Source organism: Bifidobacterium asteroides, assembly GCF_003202755.1.
Classification (GTDB): domain Bacteria; phylum Actinomycetota; class Actinomycetes; order Actinomycetales; family Bifidobacteriaceae; genus Bombiscardovia; species Bombiscardovia asteroides_F.
The window spans coordinates 39,646-56,182 of sequence record NZ_QGLK01000001.1 but is presented as its reverse complement, the minus strand read 5'-3'; the positions used below and the strand labels follow the sequence as shown (position 1 = coordinate 56,182).

12 protein-coding genes and 2 tRNA genes are annotated in these 16,537 nt (G+C 59.1%); 7 read left to right on the top strand and 7 right to left on the bottom strand.

The features are described from left to right. Window positions 1–36: 36 nt before the first annotated feature. Window positions 37–804 (bottom strand): SDR family oxidoreductase, encoded by a 768-nt coding sequence (locus DKK74_RS00205; RefSeq protein WP_110412254.1) that lies wholly within the window; start codon window positions 802–804, stop codon window positions 37–39. 480 nt (window positions 805–1,284) lie between these two features. After that, the gene (locus DKK74_RS00200) at window positions 1,285–1,893 is read right to left on the bottom strand and encodes a M48 family metallopeptidase (protein WP_181414833.1); all 609 of its coding nucleotides are present in this window, start codon (window positions 1,891–1,893) and stop codon (window positions 1,285–1,287) included. A 104-nt stretch (window positions 1,894–1,997) separates the two neighbouring features. Here DKK74_RS00200 and DKK74_RS00195 point away from each other — a divergent pair. Both DKK74_RS00195 and DKK74_RS00190 read left to right on the top strand, forming a co-directional pair. Next, a tRNA-Ile gene (locus DKK74_RS00195) sits at window positions 1,998–2,071 on the top strand. Window positions 2,072–2,108: 37 nt separating this feature from the next. Further along, window positions 2,109–2,181, top strand: a tRNA-Ala gene (locus DKK74_RS00190). Window positions 2,182–2,521: 340 nt separating this feature from the next. Here DKK74_RS00190 and DKK74_RS00185 read toward each other — a convergent pair. The 5 genes from DKK74_RS00185 to DKK74_RS00160 form a co-directional block, all read right to left on the bottom strand. Then, window positions 2,522–3,586 (bottom strand): Abi family protein, encoded by a 1,065-nt coding sequence (locus DKK74_RS00185; RefSeq protein ID WP_181414832.1) that lies wholly within the window; start codon window positions 3,584–3,586, stop codon window positions 2,522–2,524. 783 nt (window positions 3,587–4,369) lie between these two features. Beyond that, window positions 4,370–4,705, bottom strand: a complete 336-nt coding sequence (locus DKK74_RS00175; RefSeq protein ID WP_258334430.1) for a Na+/H+ antiporter NhaC family protein — start codon at window positions 4,703–4,705, stop codon at window positions 4,370–4,372. An 8-nt stretch (window positions 4,706–4,713) separates the two neighbouring features. Beyond that, on the bottom strand, window positions 4,714–4,842 hold the full coding sequence (locus DKK74_RS08775) for a hypothetical protein (RefSeq protein ID WP_258334391.1): 129 nt from the start codon (window positions 4,840–4,842) through the stop codon (window positions 4,714–4,716). A gap of 535 nt (window positions 4,843–5,377) precedes the next feature. Next, window positions 5,378–7,126 carry an amino acid ABC transporter ATP-binding/permease protein gene (locus DKK74_RS00165; RefSeq protein WP_181414831.1) on the bottom strand — a complete coding sequence of 583 codons (1,749 nt, stop codon included), beginning with the start codon at window positions 7,124–7,126 and terminating at the stop codon, window positions 5,378–5,380. Further along, a complete protein-coding gene (locus DKK74_RS00160; RefSeq protein WP_110412248.1) occupies window positions 7,110–9,197 on the bottom strand; it encodes an ATP-binding cassette domain-containing protein in 2,088 nt (695 codons plus the stop codon). Before DKK74_RS00160 ends, DKK74_RS00165 begins: the two co-directional genes overlap by 17 nt. Window positions 9,198–9,416: 219 nt before the next feature. Here DKK74_RS00160 and DKK74_RS00155 point away from each other — a divergent pair, with 219 nt between their 5' ends. From DKK74_RS00155 to DKK74_RS00135, 5 genes are all read left to right on the top strand, one after another. Further along, window positions 9,417–10,025, top strand: a complete 609-nt coding sequence (locus DKK74_RS00155; protein WP_015021078.1) for an MptD family putative ECF transporter S component — start codon at window positions 9,417–9,419, stop codon at window positions 10,023–10,025. Further along, on the top strand, window positions 10,022–10,720 hold the full coding sequence (locus DKK74_RS00150; protein ID WP_110412247.1) for an energy-coupling factor transporter transmembrane component T: 699 nt from the start codon (window positions 10,022–10,024) through the stop codon (window positions 10,718–10,720). The genes DKK74_RS00155 and DKK74_RS00150 overlap by 4 nt, the downstream gene beginning before the upstream one ends. After that, window positions 10,698–12,149: an ABC transporter ATP-binding protein gene (locus DKK74_RS00145; RefSeq protein WP_181414830.1), complete on the top strand. Its 1,452-nt coding sequence runs from the start codon at window positions 10,698–10,700 to the stop codon at window positions 12,147–12,149. The genes DKK74_RS00150 and DKK74_RS00145 overlap by 23 nt, the downstream gene beginning before the upstream one ends. Window positions 12,150–12,313: 164 nt before the next feature. Continuing rightward, on the top strand, window positions 12,314–13,015 hold the full coding sequence (locus tag DKK74_RS00140) for an ABC transporter ATP-binding protein (RefSeq protein WP_045923831.1): 702 nt from the start codon (window positions 12,314–12,316) through the stop codon (window positions 13,013–13,015). Between the two features lie 2 nt (window positions 13,016–13,017). Then, the gene (locus tag DKK74_RS00135) at window positions 13,018–16,476 is read left to right on the top strand and encodes an FtsX-like permease family protein (RefSeq protein WP_110412245.1); all 3,459 of its coding nucleotides are present in this window, start codon (window positions 13,018–13,020) and stop codon (window positions 16,474–16,476) included. Window positions 16,477–16,537 lie beyond the last annotated feature (61 nt).

The following is a 16,537-nucleotide window of genomic DNA, read 5'->3' as shown; positions in this document are numbered from 1 at the left end:
GTCTTCGTTTCCTACGGAATCGCCCCCCAACCAGACTCAGCTGCGGCGGTAGAGCTTGGTGTAGGAGCCCTCGGCCCGGGGACGTACCACGATTTGGTCGATGTCCACAGTGTCGGGCTGCTCCAGGGCCCAGGTGACGCATCCGGCGATGTCGTCGGCGGTCAGCGGGTCGGGCACCCCGGCGTAGACCGCGTCAGCCCGGTCGCTGTCCCCACCGAACCGCTTCAACGAGAACTCGTCAGTGTGGACCAGTCCCGGGGCGATGTCTACCACGCGCACTGGCTGACCGATCAGCTCCAGCCGCAGAATACGGGCCATGACCCGTTCCGCCGCCTTGGAGGCGCAGTATCCGCCACCGCCCTCGTAGGGTTCGATGCCTGCCGTCGAGGAGATGACCAGGACCGTGCCCTCCGACTCTTTCAGGGCCGGGAGCAGCTTCTGTATGACCCGCAGGGTACCGATGACGTTCAGCTCATACATGCCGCGCCAATCGTCCAGGCTGGAGGTGGCCACCGGGTCCTTGCCGAAGGCCGCGCCGGCGCAGTTGACCAGAGCTTTGACCGGCCCGCCCTTGAGCACAGCATCGACGGCAGCCTGGGTGGAGTCCTCGTCGGTCACGTCGCAGACCTCATAGGTAAAGTTTTGACCCAGCTGGTCGGCCAAAGCCTTGAGATTGTCTTCGCGTCGGGCCAGGCCGACCACCTTCCAGCCCTTGTCCACCAAGGCACGCGCACTGGCCTGGCCGATGCCGCTGGAGGCGCCGGTCACCACGGCGCGCTTGATTGTCTTCTTGGATTCCGTCATTGCAACTGCTCCTTCATGATCTATTGTCCCGGATCGGCTCCACACGCGCCTCCGAGTCGCAGGGAGCCTGCCTAACTGCTGCAGGATCGCCCCTCTTCTTTAACGCTAGCGCACCAGCATGGGTTGCGGCAGTCTTCCTTTGGTCTTGGATGACAAATGTGGTGCATTACACCAGACTTGAGTAGGGCCAGAACGAATCAAAGGCAGATTTAGGTTGAGTCAGAACAGAGCAAAGTGAGATCGGGCTGAATCAGACCATATAGTCGGTCTAGATCGGGATAGACAAGACGATCAAAAACCGATTCAACTTCGCACCAGATGGCCTAGCGAGGGTTTGGTCACGAAATCTTCAGCACGGATGATGCCGCAGGTTCGTAATTTACAAGCTCCCCGTCCACAAGTTCAGCACTCATGAGGATTTTACGGCTCCGGAAGTCATGAATCTCGAAGTCATGACATCAGACGTCTAAGCTTCGTGAGTCACAAAGCCAGATAGCGGTTGAGTCGACGACGGCGCTCGGTCCAGTCGGGCATATAGCGATCCATTCGCGCGCGGAAGCCGGGGCCGTGACCGTGCTCGTAGAGGTGAGTCAGCTCGTGAACCAGCACGTACTCCAGCAGGTCAGGATCCAGCCAGGCCAGGTCGGTGTTGAGCCGGATGCTGTCAGTGGCAGGGGTGCAGGAGCCCCAGCGGGTTTTCATCTTCCGCAGACTGATGCGCTCAGGCCGACGGCCCACCACAGGGACCCACCGATCAAGCAGGGTCGGCAGCCTCTCCTGGAGAATTCTCTGGGCTTCAGCCTCGGATCGGTCCGGCGACAGCTGACCATCGGCTCCGGGTTGGGCGTAGACATCGCGCGAACGGGCCAGACGTTCTCTAGTGGTTGCGATCCAGCGGCGCTTGCCGTCGATAAAGGCGCGAATCCGGTCATCGCTAAGCGTCAGAGGCGCCGTCACTTCCAGATGGCCGTCAGGCGGTTTGACCCGCAGATAGACGTTGGCAATCCGCTTTCTGATGACCAGAACAGTCTCGCCACCGACCTCCAGCCGCTCCGACCGGACTGGTTCCGCACGCCGTTTCCGCCTCATGACCCCCATTCTTCCGCCAAGACGCGACGCGACGCCGCCGAGATTGACTTGAGGGGACACTATGGTAAGCTATCCATTTGTGTGATTCTTCGGTCACACGGCATGGGCCTGTAGCTCAGCTGGTTAGAGCGCATCCCTGATAAGGATGAGGTCGGAGGTTCAAGTCCTCCCAGGCCCACGCATTCTTGCGCGGTTGAAGTTCTTTTCACATTTACGGGGCTATGGCGCAGCTGGTAGCGCATCTGCTTTGCAAGCAGAGGGTCGCCGGTTCGAATCCGGCTAGCTCCACAGATAGGGATTCCCGAGGCTTTCGAGGTTTTTTACATCATTTTTGGCAAATATCGACTATCCAACTACGACTACTACAGCGTGGATGACACTGATCCAGTGGGGTGGACACTCTAGCAGCTGAAGCTCATACAACCGAATGTATGACCACACCCCGCCGAATCATTCTATGTAAAGAGAACTTTCAGCAATACTGCCAGCAGGAACAGAGAAATTAATTATAAAAGCCTGCAATCACTATTGAGTTACACAGTCGGTTTCAACACTGATGAAGAAGGAAATGGTCAAAACTCTTGCTCTCCGATAAAATAACTACCTTAAACCGGTAACTGAGTAGGATTCACTTAACTGAAAAAGGCTGAGGGATAAAATGCAATCTTCCGCTTTGATGCGGCTGGTCACTTTCAGCTTTAATGTATTCCGAGAACGCTCGCGAAATACGAATAATGCATGCAAGAGTATTCCTTAAGTGGATGCACTCCGAATTCCCCTGATAATACTGCTCGTAATTCTTGCATATTCTTTGTTCTAGATCTAACATCAATTTTGCTGCTATGCGTCGTATGGGCATACTGTTACAGACTATAAGAAACATGCACAAGAAACTTGAATAGTCATAGACAAGTTGCGACTTCTTAATCGTACTCGGAATAGGCGCCGGGGGGTTATCCATTTGGAACAAATCGCACAAACATCCATCAACAAACTCAGTCTGAGGCACATGGCCCTGCTTGTTTGTCCTATCCACATCCAACAGTAACGGGGCACTATGCGATACCGCATTTCGCAACCTACGGAAGTTGCCAAAAAATTTTGTAGCATTGTCTCTCAGATGTAATGACTCCAGATACTTCATGTATGAATCAATCAAATCACCCAGATTGAAGCATTCCCATAAGTTCCATATTTCTGGGTCAGGGAAATATTTGCGAACCATAGCATCTGAATAAGGAGAATATTTAAGCTTAATTCCTGTCTTGCCAGGCCTGCCATCGTGCTGATTTCGATAGCCAGTCTTTTCATCAAATACAAAGCGATCATTTGGATCAACCAACTTTGCAATTCGTCTGCCGTCAAGCTCAGAATTTGACATCAATAAATTATTGAATCGCACTTTCAAATCATGTTCCGCGTTTGCTACCAAATATTCCAGTGCCATCCTGAGTTCATAGTCAATGACAGCTAAATCCTTGAGCACAGCGAAATCGAGATTCTTATACTTCCCGTCATCGTGCTTGTTGAAATTAGAAGCATATCGCTTAATCCGAAATAGGTAGGTGTTCGCAGATAGGTATGCTTTAGCAGATTCCTCATTGCAGATATCGAATACGATGCCATCGTTTCGCAAATTAGCAATTTGAAAATCGAGGCTTTTAGCCAGACACGTGCGCTTTGAAATGTCCACATTGGCCCCCGCAGCTAAACTAATGGGGCATCCGCTTCGAAAAGCGCTGCCCCATTAGTGAAGAGCTGGCCAATGTGACCAACCCCCTTTTGACTTTGTACCTACAATGTTAATTACATATAAGCATCTGTCAATTTATTTCGTGCGTGTTGAAAATATAGTTTTGACGCAGACAAAGGCTAGATTTTTCTGTTTTTCCAAGGACTTATCAGGTGCTGCTGAGTCTGTTTTCTGAAGTTATGGATACCGAGTAATTTTCATAATATTTAAAACTTATCGGTTATCGTTTCAACATAACAGCGGCAACAAAGTACGCAATATAAAGATAAAATTACTAAACATCTAGTCTTTGCTGTTCACGGAGATCAGAGTAGTTATATAAGTGCTGCTTTCATAGTCAAACTTACTGATTCTGCACTCGATAGAAACATAGAAACCTGCATTAACACCGTTAAGCTCGGCGAGCATGGTCTTCTGCTCATCCGGTGTCAGCTTGCGGATGCCGATTCCTGTGTATCCCCAGATGGTGGCGAAGATCACGCCAGTCCAACAGAGGATTGCCCAAGGCATTAGGAGAGCGTAGGTACGCCCAAGGTAGCCGCCATATTGGTGCCAGCAGCAGTCAAGGGCAGGATCGGCTCGAATATGGTACCCGAATCCTCTATGCCTCGCCCGAGATTGCAAGGATGCGAGCCTCAGCAGCTCGCCAGGCAGCAGGAGGGAGACCTGGCCGTTGTAGGGGTGGATATTAGTCAGGATGCCGGTCAGCAGGGTGACGACAATCTATGAGCCAGTGCTCTTTCTGATCTTTAGCAGAGACTCCACAATCTTGTTCAAAGCCCCGGAGGCCGAAAGCACCCATGCGAAGGGCAGGGTACAGAACGCAATCAGGAGGGTCATCATGCTCTCCATGCCTCCCCTGTTCAGCAGACTGGTGACATCCTTGGCTGCGGGACCCAAGTTGAAACCCTTGGGAAGCACAGAGGTGTCGAATCGGTTGCCGATGGCGTTGAATGCGTTTGCGAAGGAGAAATGCTGGATGACGACGGCATTGAACATGGCCACCACCGACGAGAGCAGCATGACCGGAATAGTTGGCTTCCTCCACGCTGACCCAATCAGGATGCTCAGGAGAGGTATAAAAGCAGCATGAGCACGTTCCAGGTGATGGCCTGTGAAAGCGTGTTGTTCGTCTCAGCGGCCTTGTCAAAGCCGCTGCCACCTGTGGACTGGACCCCATGGCCCGCCACGAACATAATTATCGCTGACACTAAACAGGGAGGGGAACGTGGTCCACAACAGGTGCTTCATATGTGTGAACACATTCCCATAGGGGATGGCAGCAGCCAGGTTAGTCTCCAGACAGAGGGACAGCTTGTCTCCGAAACAGGCGCTGCTGACCAAAGCTAACATCCACCTATTAATTAGTTATGTGAATCAGTAAAGCGATAACTTTACTTATGCACTAAAAGACCTCGACTTTATCAAACGGAATCGTCCGCCTTTCAGCTGTTCTAAGACAGCTAAGCTCCGTGAACCTCACTTATGCGAAACCTTGTCGAAATACCACCACCCCGAATGAGAGCAGACTCCTATTTGGCTGAACCACTTTTCTCAGAACTGACTCCAATCGGGCTTCCCATTTGCACAGTCGGTAGACGGAATCGCTGCCGGAATCACCCGTTGAAATGGACCAGCGCCGGATCAAATTACGTCGATAACACTACGAGCAGCAATTCGAAGTGACACTATGAATTGCACCTCGAATTGCACCTCTTCTCTATGAAATGTTCAGGCGGGGATAAGCTTGCCGTTTTGCAGCGTCAGCAGACGGTCAACCCTGGCAAGGACCGAGGGACGATGGGAGACGATCAGACAGGTACGGTCGCCTTTCCGCTCAATCAGCCTGGTCAGAACTCTGCCCTCCAAGAGAGCATCCATATTGCTGGTGGGCTCATCCAAAAGCATGAATGGCGCCGAGCTCAAAAAGGCGCGAGCCAGAGCCACCCTTTGCCGCTGTCCCTCGGACAGGTCCGAGCCGTTGTCAGCAAGCAGATGATCCAAGCCGTCGGGTAGCTGGTCGATCAGATCATCCAGGCAGGCATCATGAGCCGCCTGCTCAATATCCTCTCTGCTGGCATCGGGCCGGGCCAGAGCGATGTTATCCGCCAATGTGAGGCTGAATATATAAGTGTCCTGGCTCACCAGAGTCTGCTGGGCACGCAGATCAGCGGTGCGGATGGTCTCGATCGGCAGGTCGGAAACGGTCAGATCCCCGCCGCTTCGCTCCTGGAACCGCATCAGCAGGTCGATCAAGGTGGACTTGCCAACCCCGTTGGCGCCTTGGATGCCAATCAACTCGCCAGGTTTGATGGAAAGATCCAGATTATCCAAAACCGCGATTCGACCGCCATGTTTACCTGGGTCAGTCTTGCCCGTGTCAGTCTTGACAGCGTAGGAGAAGGAAACCACCTTGGCCTCCTCTCCAGTGAACTCCGCCAGGTGATTCCCATGACCGGATTCCACCTCGCGCACAGGCGGCTCCTTGTCCAAAAGCGAGAAGACCCGCCGAGCAGCAGCCAGAGTAGGCTGCAGGCCAGCTCCGAGCCGAGCCACAGGTATCAAGGGAGCAAAGGAAGAGAGGAAACCGACCAGTCCGATCATTCCCCGTGCAGGATCCACCAACCCTGCCGAACCTAAGTGGCAGGCCATCAGAGTGAAGACTCCAGCGCAGATCAGAGTGACCACGTTGGTGACCAGATCGTTGGCAATAGTCCGCCCAGAGGTGCGGCCCCGCGCATCCAACATCTGGCCCGTAGCGGCTCCCACCCGACGGCGAGTGTTCTCTAGAGCGCCCAACCCCGCCAGCTCTGTGCGGCCCTGCAGGGTCTCCAGAAGAAGGGAATGCAGGTTGGCTTGGGCCGTCCGCTCCTTCATGGCCATCTTGAAAGTGGGCCGTGCGCTCAGGATAGGAATGAGCAGACCGACGATCAGATAGGAGACCAAGGCTGCCAGGCCCATCCAGGGCGAGAGCCAGGTGAACAGGGCCAAATTGGCCAGAGAGGTCACCAGGGCGATGGCGATGGGCGAAAGCGTATGGGCGTAGAAAATCTCCAGCAGCTCGATGTCGTTGGTGATCACCGTCACCATGTCCCCGCGCGCCTGATCGCGCAGGCCGGCCGGGGCCAGGGATCGCATCTTGTCGAAGACCGTCGTGCGAATGTCACGGAGCATGCTGAAGGCCATCTCGTGGTTGTAGTACTGCTCCCCATAGGCCATGACCCCCCGGCTGAGAGCAGTCAGAACCGCCACCAGGGCCCAGACGACCCACTGGCCATTCAACGGGGGCCAGTCTGTAACCAGGCCAATCAGGGCCGCTGCAGCTGCCATCATGCTCCAGACCGCGAAGAGGTGGCCCAGGCTGCCGCAGAGGATGGCCTTGCCCTCCGTACCGGCCAGAGGCTTCATCAGCCGGGCCATACGGCGCATCATCGTCAGATTGCCGGTCGTCTGCTGCATGTCGTCACTCCCCGTCCTCATACTGGGCCTGCTCCTTCCACTGGGCCGCAAATCCGCCCCCGGCATCCATCAAATCACGGAAGCCGCCGCTTTCCGCCAGACGGCCCCCCTGCAAGAAGAGGATGGAATCGGCATTGCGAACCCCGGCCAGGCGGTGGGTGATGGTCAGGACCAGGGACTCCTTGCCCAACGCATCCATCAAAGCAGCCAGAGTGGCATCATGCTCGCGATCCACGGCGCTGGTGGCCTCGTCGAAGATATAAAACGGAGATCGCCGCAGGAGCCCACGGGCAATGGACAGGCGCTGCCGCTGCCCTCCGGATAGGTTGCCTCCCTCGGGGTCGATAGGGGCGTCCAGTCCGCCCTTGCTCTGGACAAGACTGGTCAGGCCGACCTGGTCCAGCGCATCCTGCAGCTCCCAATCCGAGTAGCCCAGTCCGGCCGGGTCCAGATTCGACCTGATGGTCCCGGTGAAGAAGTGATCGGTTCCCCGAACCACGGTCTGTAGGCCGACCAGATCCTCGCGCGACAGGTCGCTGATCTGGCGCCCGCCAATGGACAGCTCTCCGGCATACCCCTGAAGGCGCCCGGACAGCAGGCCCGCCAAGGTGCTCTTGCCGGAGCCCGAAGCGCCGACCAAGCCCACATGTCCCTTGGCAGGCAAGTCGAAGTTCAGATCGGTCAGGGCCTGGAAGCCGTCAGGATAGGTGTAGGTCAAATCGCGAGCGCTGATGCCCAGCGAATCATCGCCAGACATATCCGTCTGATCTGCCTGCTGCGAGCTCGATCGCGCCGAACCAGTATTCTGCCTCATCGCATTGGCAGAACCCGATGCAAGGATTTGAACAGCACCCAAAACAGGTTTCGACGCAGATGTCCGTGCAGGCATTTGGACAGCATCCGAAACAGGTTCCAAAGCAGATTCCGATGCAGGCTGCAAAGCAGGCTTCGAGGCGGATTCCGAGTCCGACTGCCGAACTGCTTCCTCAGATGCTTCGAGACTCGTTTCTGGATCCACTTCCTTGGATGCTTCCGGAATCGTTGCCGGAGCAACTTCCGACGCCACTTTCTTACGTAACTCGGGAGCCGTCCCTGGAGCCGCCGACTTCTCGTCGCCCCCCTGCCGCGCCTGAAGGATATCGTCAATGGCCTTGCCCTGCTTGATGGCGACCATGCCGGAATGCATCATGTAGACCAGCTGGCGCTCAGGTGCAAAGAGCCGGACTCCAGCCAAAGCGACGACCAGGCAGGACAGCACTCGAGCGGGCCCGCCCTGCCCGATCAGGACCGTCGCTGCAACCGCCAGGATGAGGCTGGTGTAGATGACCACGTCGGCCTTGATCAGCGAGCGCAGCTGGCCGCCAAGGACCCCCATGGTTATCCGGCGGAACCCTTCGGACTCCTCGGCCAGATCGTCGGCCTGCCGCTGGTCTGCACCGAATATCTTCAAGGTGTTGAGCCCCCTCAGGGCATGCTCAAAGTGGACCCCGACCTTGTCGTACTTGCGCAGTTGACCCAGCTGAATCTTGATGTTCTCGCCCATAGTGGGCTTGGAAGCCAGGGGCAGGGCCACCATACCGATCACGACGATCCCCGCAGCCAGCGGGCTGACAGGCAGGAGGACGGCCAGGGCCACGACCAGCATCAGCGCGGTCTGGACCAGGGCCGGAATGTAGGCCGTGAAGTAGGAGACGACCGACTTGATCCCCTCGGTCGAAAGTCTGGCCAGGGTCTGCGCCGGAACGCCCAGGTCGTCCTCCTGCTTGTTGGGGTCGAACACGGATAGGTACAGAGCCTGGGAGAGCGCCTTGCCCATCCCATCAGTCAGCCTGGCGCTGACGGACTTGGCGACCGCCTGGGTCAGGAACCGAACCAGGATCAGCCCGCCTATCAAGACCGCCAGAGGCCCGGGCCGATTAGGCACCCAGGCAAGGGCATGAGGAACAGCCAGGCCAAGAGAGCGGCCCACGGCCGCGATGGCCACCGGCAGGAGGAGAATCTCCGCCAGCGCGCCGATCGTCTGCAGGAGGGCCAACATAAGGCTGGCGCCCATCCTGGCTCCCGGTAGATGAAGTAGTCGCTTGCTGATCATGCCTGTCCTCCGTGCCGCCTTTCTGATACGCCCCTCTCAGTGGACACTAACAAAATCCTCGCGCGCCAGGCAATACCCTGATTGTGAAGCACTGGCAAGAGACATAAAAAAATATCATTTACTTTCCCTCCCGGCCCTCCTAAACTTGACGGCACAACCTGAAATCGGCGGATATGGCCTAGGGCCGAGCGACCGCCACCCGGATGGGAGCGATCCTTTATGAAAGCACTGAAGACAAAAGACCTGGTCAACGTCGGCATTTTCACGGCCCTCTACTTCGTCAGCATGGCGGTGGGCAACTTCATCACCGTCTTCCTGGCTGGCCTGGTCATGCCCGGTCTGTCCTCCCTCTTCATCCCCGCTGTGGTGGGGCTGGTCTCCGGCCCGGTCTACATGCTGATGATCCGCCGGGTGCCCAGGTTCGGGGCCATCACCATCGTCGGCGTCATCATGGGCCTCTTCCTACTGGTCTTCGGTCACTTCGCCCTCTCCTTCATCCCCTACGCCTTCTGCGGCCTGCTGGCCGATCTGGTTCAGTCCTCCCTCAGGGAGAGCCGTCCCAACCTGGCCCGATATCTGAGCTACGTCATCCTCACCTTCGGCTGCACCGGCCCCGTCCTACCCCTCTGGTTCATGAAGGACGCCTACGTGGCCAGCCTGGTCCGCCGCGGCAAGAGCCAGGAGTACATCGACGGGGTCTTCGCGCCCATCACCGGAGCCACCTTCCTGGTCTGCATTCTGGCCACCCTGGTCGGCGCCCTGCTCGGTGCATGGATAGGCGCTAGGATCGTCGACCGGCATTTCAACCGGATACCCGCCAAGCAATGAGGCCCATCTCCATCTACACCAGATTCCTGCTGGTCATCTTCGCCAACGCCCTGATCTTCGTCACCCTCCCCACTCCGCTGGTCCTGGCCATCAACATCTACTTCTGCAGCTTCCAGGTCATCGTGGGCAGAGTGAGGAAGGGCCAGGCCTGGCTTATGGTCTGTCTGGTCTTCGCTCTGGGCGCCTCCCTGGCCATGGTCTTCCCCGAGAATCTGCCGGGGCATTACCTGCTCTTTCTCTTCGTCGGCGTGGGCAGGATCCTCCCCCTGGTGTTGGTGGCGGCCTTCATGATGGGCACCACCAAGGTCTCGGAGCTGGTCTACCTGCTGCGCAAGATCCACGCCCCCCAGTGGCTGGTCATCCCCGTCAGCGTCCTCTTCCGTTTCTTCCCGACCGTCAGGCACGACTATGCCCAGATCAGACGGGCCATGAAGTTCAGGGGGATCGCGGTCACCACCGGGGACATGGTACGGCATCCGATGCGAACCATGGAGTACATCTACGTCCCCCTGCTCAATAACGCCACCAATGTGGCCTCCGATCTGACCTCGGCCGCCCTGACCAGGGGGATCGGCGACCCCGGGCCCAAGACCTCCATCCAACGGATTGCCTTCACCGGACTGGATGCGCTCATGTGCGCCCTGGGTCTGGTCCTTATGGGATGTGGAGCCTATGTTGCAATGTTCCAGGCTTAGCTTCACCTACGAGGGCGCCAGCCAGCCTTCACTCAAGGCGGTTTCCTGCCGGATGGGCCAAGGACGGCTTACCGTGGTCACCGGGCCAAGCGGTTGCGGCAAGACCACCCTGTCCAGGGTCATCAACGGCCTGATTCCCGAACTCTACGAGGGCAAGCTGGAGGGAGAGTGCCTGATCGGTGGCGAGCCCACCACGGCCCGGCCCATCTACCGGCTTTCGGAGCAGGTGGGGTCGGTCTTCCAGAACCCCAAGACGCAGTTCTTCACCACCGATGTCCGCAGCGAGCTGGCCTTCCCCCTGGAGAACACCGGGGTCCAGCCGGAGGCCATCCGGGAGCGTATAGACCAGTTGGCTGACCTCTTCGGCATCGCCCCGCTCATGGACCGGGACATCTTCTCCCTGTCGGGGGGCGAGAAGCAGATGATCGCCATCGCTTCCTCCTGCATGATGGACCCGGAGATCCTGGTCCTGGACGAGCCCTCCGGCAACCTGGACGTCGAAGCAGTGGCCGGCCTGGCGCAGATCCTGGGCCGCTTGAAGGACCGGGGCCTGACCATGGTCCTGATCGAGCACCGCCTCTACTACCTGGACGGCCTGGCCGACGACTTCCTGGTCATGAAGGACGGCAGGCTGGCGGAGCATCTGACTCCAGCCGCTATGAGGGAGCTGGATGGCCCGAGTCGTCAGGCCATGGGGCTACGAGCCTTGACCCTGGATGCGGGCCAGGACGCAAGCGCCCCAGCCAGGGTCATCAGCGAGAAGACCCCCGACCTGCTGCGGGTCAGAAACCTGACCTATGCCTACCATCACGACCAGCCTCCTGCCCTGGATGTGGACGACCTGACCCTGTCCAGCGAGGACATCACCGGCATCATCGGCCGCAACGGAGCCGGCAAGAGCACCTTCGCCTCGGTCCTGACCGGTCTGCTCAAGCCTGGCGATAGATCGGAGATCAGTCTGAACGGGACCAGGCAGACCAGCAGAGAGCGCGTCGAGGACTCCTATATGGTCTTCCAGGATGTCAACTACCAGCTCTTCAGCGAGACCGTGGAGGGCGAGATGCTCCTTGGAGCCAGGCGGACCGACCTCTTCGAGGAGGTGGCACGAAAGCTGGACCTGGAGCGGCTCCTGGGCCGACACCCCAACACCCTCTCCGGCGGGGAAAAGCAACGGGTGGCCATCGCGGCCGCCATACTGTCGGGCAAGCGCCTGGTGGTTCTGGACGAACCCACCAGCGGCCTGGACCTGCTCCACATGAACCAGGTGACCGGGATGATCCGCTACATGCGCTCCCTGGGGGTCATGGTGATCGTCATCTCGCACGACCAGGAGTTCCTGGCCCAGACCTGCCAGCGGTTCATCACCTTCCGCCAGGGCAGACCGGTCAGGGACAGCCGCAAACTGGGCAACCTCCTGCAAGCCCTCTGAACCTCCGAGCCCTTGCAGGGTCGGCGAACATGACGCCTCCCGGCAGGCGGTTCTCCTGTGCTCCGGACCTCACAAACGTATACAGTAGTGGGGAAAAGAGCATCGGGAGGGCGTCCCTTGCGTCGGACGACCCCGCCGCACAGCCAGGGTTACGAGAGGGCATGATGGGCTATATCGACGTCATCGGAGAGACGAAACGGTATGTGACCGGCGAGACGACCATCGTGGCCAACAATGAGGTCACCTTCTCCATCGAGAAGGGCGAACTGGTGGTCATCCTCGGCGCCTCTGGAGCTGGCAAGTCGACCGTGCTGAACATCCTGGGCGGCATGGACACCTGCAACGAGGGCCAGGTGATCGTGGACGGGAAGGACATCGCCGGCTATGACGCCCGACAGCTGACCACCTACCGTCGCTACGATGTGGGTTTCGTCTTCCAGTTCTACAATCTGGTGGCCAACCTGACCGCCAGGGAGAACGTGGAACTGGCATCGGAGATCGTGGACGATGCCGCTGACCCGGTCCAGACCTTGGTCGACGTGGGCCTGGGCGACCGGATCGACAACTTCCCCGCCCAGCTTTCCGGCGGCGAGCAGCAGCGGGTGGCCATCGCCCGGGCTGTGGCCAAGAACCCCAAGATCCTGCTCTGCGACGAACCCACCGGAGCCTTGGACTACCGGACCGGCAAGCAGGTGCTGCGCATCCTGCAGGACCAGTGCCGCAAGAAGGGCGCCACCGTGGTCATCGTCACCCACAACGCGGCCATCGCCCCCATCGCCGACAGGGTCATCCGCATGCACGACGCGCGGGTCCAGGCCGTGCAGACCAATGACAGCCCCGAAGACATCGAAAACGTGGAGTGGTGAGGATGCAGCCCGTCAGGAAGGTGCTCTGGCACGACATCCGGGTCTCCCTGCGCAAGTCCCTGGGGCGGTTCATCTCCATCGTCTGCCTGGTGGCGCTGGGCTCCTTCGCCCTGGTCGGGCTGAGCGTGACCGGGCCGGACATGCGGCAGGCCGGCAACGCCTACCTGTCCGACCACCATCTGGCCGACCTGATGGTCATCAGCAGCTATGGGCTGGACCAGGAGGACCGGAACGCAATCGACACCGCCCCGGGCAACTCAGGAATCGAATACGGGTATCTGAAGGACGTGGTGCTCAAGGGCACCGACAAGAGCCTGCGCATCTACTCCGCCCCCGACCGGATCTCCACCTATGAGCTGGTCGATGGATCCATGCCCACCAGACCTGACCAGATAGCGGTCGACACGGCCCTGGGTGAGAGCCACCCCATCGGCAGCAGCATCCAGGTGGATGAGAAGGCCGACCAGCTGGGCAGGAAGGTCTTGAGGCACCACAAGCTGCGCGTGGTGGGCACGGTCAGGTCGACCGAGATCCTGAGCAAGGTCAACATGGGCCCCTCCACAGCCGGCTCCGGGTCCCTGGACTCCTACGCTGTGGCCACGCCCAAGGCCTTCGACTCGGACGAGTACATGATCGCCCGCCTGACCTTCAAGGACCTGGACCGGATTCAGGACCACTATTCCGACCAGTACATCCAGGCCCTGCAGACCCACAAGGACGATCTGAACAGGATTCTGTCGGGGCGCCCAACAGCGAGGCTGAACGCCATCAAGGCTCCTTTGCAGAAGCAGCTGGACCAGGGACAGGACCAGGTGGACCAGTCCAGAAACGAACTCGAGGGGAACCGGCAGCAGCTGGACCAGGCCAGGAAGGATCTGGACCAGGGTGCCCAGAGCATCCAGTCCGCCAAGAACCAACTGGCTGCAAAGACGGTGCAGGCCCAGGCGGTCATCGACCAAGGGCAGCAGGAGGTGGATCTGAGTTCGGCCGAACTGGCTCGAAAGCAGAAGCAATACCAGTCCTCCGCCAGCCAGGTGGCCCAGGGCAGACATCAGGCCGACCAGGGGCAGCAGGCCATCGACCAGGGACAGGCCGAGCTTGATGGTTCCCGCCAGCAGCTGGAAGGCGGCAAGGCCCAGGCCGATCAGGCTGTAGCCCAGGCCCAAGCGACTCAGACACAATGCAGACAGGGCATCGCACAGGTCACCGGCCTCATTCAGACCATCGACGCCCAACTGGCCACACCCGGGCTGACCCCCCAGCAGCAGGAGGACCTCAACCACAAGAAGGCCGGGCTCCAGGCACAGCTGACCGAACTCAACCGGCAATCACCGCAGATCGATGCCCTGGTGACCAAGGCCAAGACGGGCCGCGATGCCTTCATGACCAACCAATACACCCCCGGCATGGCCCAGGTGGCAGCCAACCAGCAGACCCTGGACGCAAAGCGCCGGGAGCTGACCCAGGCCAGAGCCAAGGTGAACGAAGGCGAGCGCCAACTGGCCCAGGGCAAGGCCCAGCTTGACCAGGCCTCCGCGCAGCTGACTCAGGGCAGGGCCAAACTGGCCCAGGCCCGGCGGCAGCTGGCCGGCAGCCACGCCTCGGCCCAGGGGCAGATCGATCAGGCCCAGGCCACCCTGGACCAGAAAACCGCGGAATACCAGACCAAACTGGACAAGTTCAAGAGGGAGAGCCCAGACGCCCAGAAGAGGATCGACGACTCCCAGAAGAAGCTGAACAAGGCGGCTGACCAGCTGAGCCGACTGGAAAAGCCGGTCTACGCCCTGGACTCACGCCGTGAAGCGCCCGGCTCCGAGGGCTACAAGGTCTATGCCTCCGTATCCTTCATCGTGGACTCGCTAGCCAAGGTCTTCCCCTACTTCATGTATCTGGTGGCCGCCCTGGTCACCTTCACCACCATGACGCGCTTTGTGGACGAGGAGCGAATCAACGCCGGAACACTCAAAGCCCTGGGCTACAGGGATCAGGATGTCATGGCCAAGTTCCTGGTCTACGGCGGAGCAGCTTCCGCCCTGGGCGCGCTCCTGGGCATCATCGCCGGCCACACCCTCCTGCCCTGGATCGTCTACCAGGCCTATGCCCACGCCTTCGACATGCCGCCCATCCACTACGGCTTCCACCTGCCCATCACCCTCTTGGCCTGCCTGCTGGCCTTCCTGAGCGCCGTGGTTCCAGCCTTCCTGAGCGCCTGGCGGGAGCTGCGCGAGAAGCCGTCGGCGCTGCTCCTGCCAAAGCCGCCCAGCGCCGGATCAAAGATCTTCCTGGAGCGCATCCCCCTGATCTGGAACCGGCTCAACTTCACCCACAAGGTCACCGCCCGGAACATCTTCCGCTACAAGCAGCGGATGCTGATGACCATCTTCGGGGTCTGCGGATCGGTGGCCCTCCTGATGGCCGGGTTCGGTGTGCAGGGATCTATCTCGGCCATCAACGAGCATCAGTTCGGCCAGGTGATCCGCTACGACCTGATCGCCGCCGAGAACAGCCAGGCCACATCCGATCAACGTCAATCCATCAAAAAGCGGCTGGAAAAGCCCGATGTGAGCCGTTCCCTGAACGTGCGTTACGAGGAGATGAGCAAGACGGCCGGCCACAACGCCGACAAGCAGTCCATCACCATGATCGCGCCGGCCAACGCCGAGCACCTGGACGACTTCATCCGCATAAACACCCGGTCTGGGCACAAGCCCCTGAACCTCAAGGGCGACGGTGTGATCCTCTCCGAGCGAATCGCTCAGCTGACAGGGACCAAGACCGGCGACAGAATCACCCTGCAGGATTCAGGTGGCAGGAACAGAACCATGCGGGTGGATGGCATCTGCGAGATGTACCTGGGGCACTTCGTCTTCATGAGCCCATCGGCCTACAGGACCGTCTTCCACCAGGACTTCTCGCCCAACGCCCACCTGGTCACCTTCAAGGACTCCAGCGCGGAGAACACCAGAAGGCAGGCCGCCTCCTTCATACGTATCGACGGGATCCAGGGGGTGGTGCAGAACACAACCCTGATGAGCCAGATCGACACCGTGGTCAAATCCTTGAACATGATCATGCAGGTGCTGATCATCGTGGCCACCCTGCTGGCCCTGGTCATCCTCTACAACCTGACCAACCTGAACGTTGAGGAGCGCATCCGTGAACTGAGCACCATCAAGGTGCTGGGCTTCTACGACCGCGAGGTGACCATGTACATCTACCGGGAGACCATCCTCCTATCGGCCATCGGCGTCCTGGCCGGGTATGGGTTCGGGGCCTGGCTGCACCACTACATCATCACCACCGTTCCACCGGACAACGTCCTCTTTGACCCCTCCATCAGCTGGGTGGCCTTCGTCGTGCCCCTGGTCATGATCACGGTCATCACGGCCGGCCTGGGCTGGATGGTCAACAACAAGCTCAAGCATGTGGACATGCTCGAGGCTCTTAAGTCGGTGGACTAGGCCATATCGGCATTTACCCATGCTGATGGCGTAAGCTGGCACTCCAAGAGTCCATAAGTCC

Coding starts and splice junctions, on each gene's coding strand:
- DKK74_RS00205 (WP_110412254.1), bottom strand. CDS start 804: ATGACGGAATCCAAGAAGACAATCAAGCGCGCCGTGGTGACCGGCGCC.
- DKK74_RS00200 (WP_181414833.1), bottom strand. CDS start 1,893: ATGAGGCGGAAACGGCGTGCGGAACCAGTCCGGTCGGAGCGGCTGGAG.
- DKK74_RS08775 (WP_258334391.1), bottom strand. CDS start 4,842: ATGTTCGTGGCGGGCCATGGGGTCCAGTCCACAGGTGGCAGCGGCTTT.
- DKK74_RS00165 (WP_181414831.1), bottom strand. CDS start 7,126: ATGAGGACGGGGAGTGACGACATGCAGCAGACGACCGGCAATCTGACG.
- DKK74_RS00160 (WP_110412248.1), bottom strand. CDS start 9,197: ATGATCAGCAAGCGACTACTTCATCTACCGGGAGCCAGGATGGGCGCC.
- DKK74_RS00155 (WP_015021078.1), top strand. CDS start 9,417: ATGAAAGCACTGAAGACAAAAGACCTGGTCAACGTCGGCATTTTCACG.
- DKK74_RS00150 (WP_110412247.1), top strand. CDS start 10,022: ATGAGGCCCATCTCCATCTACACCAGATTCCTGCTGGTCATCTTCGCC.
- DKK74_RS00145 (WP_181414830.1), top strand. CDS start 10,698: ATGTTGCAATGTTCCAGGCTTAGCTTCACCTACGAGGGCGCCAGCCAG.
- DKK74_RS00140 (WP_045923831.1), top strand. CDS start 12,314: ATGGGCTATATCGACGTCATCGGAGAGACGAAACGGTATGTGACCGGC.
- DKK74_RS00135 (WP_110412245.1), top strand. CDS start 13,018: ATGCAGCCCGTCAGGAAGGTGCTCTGGCACGACATCCGGGTCTCCCTG.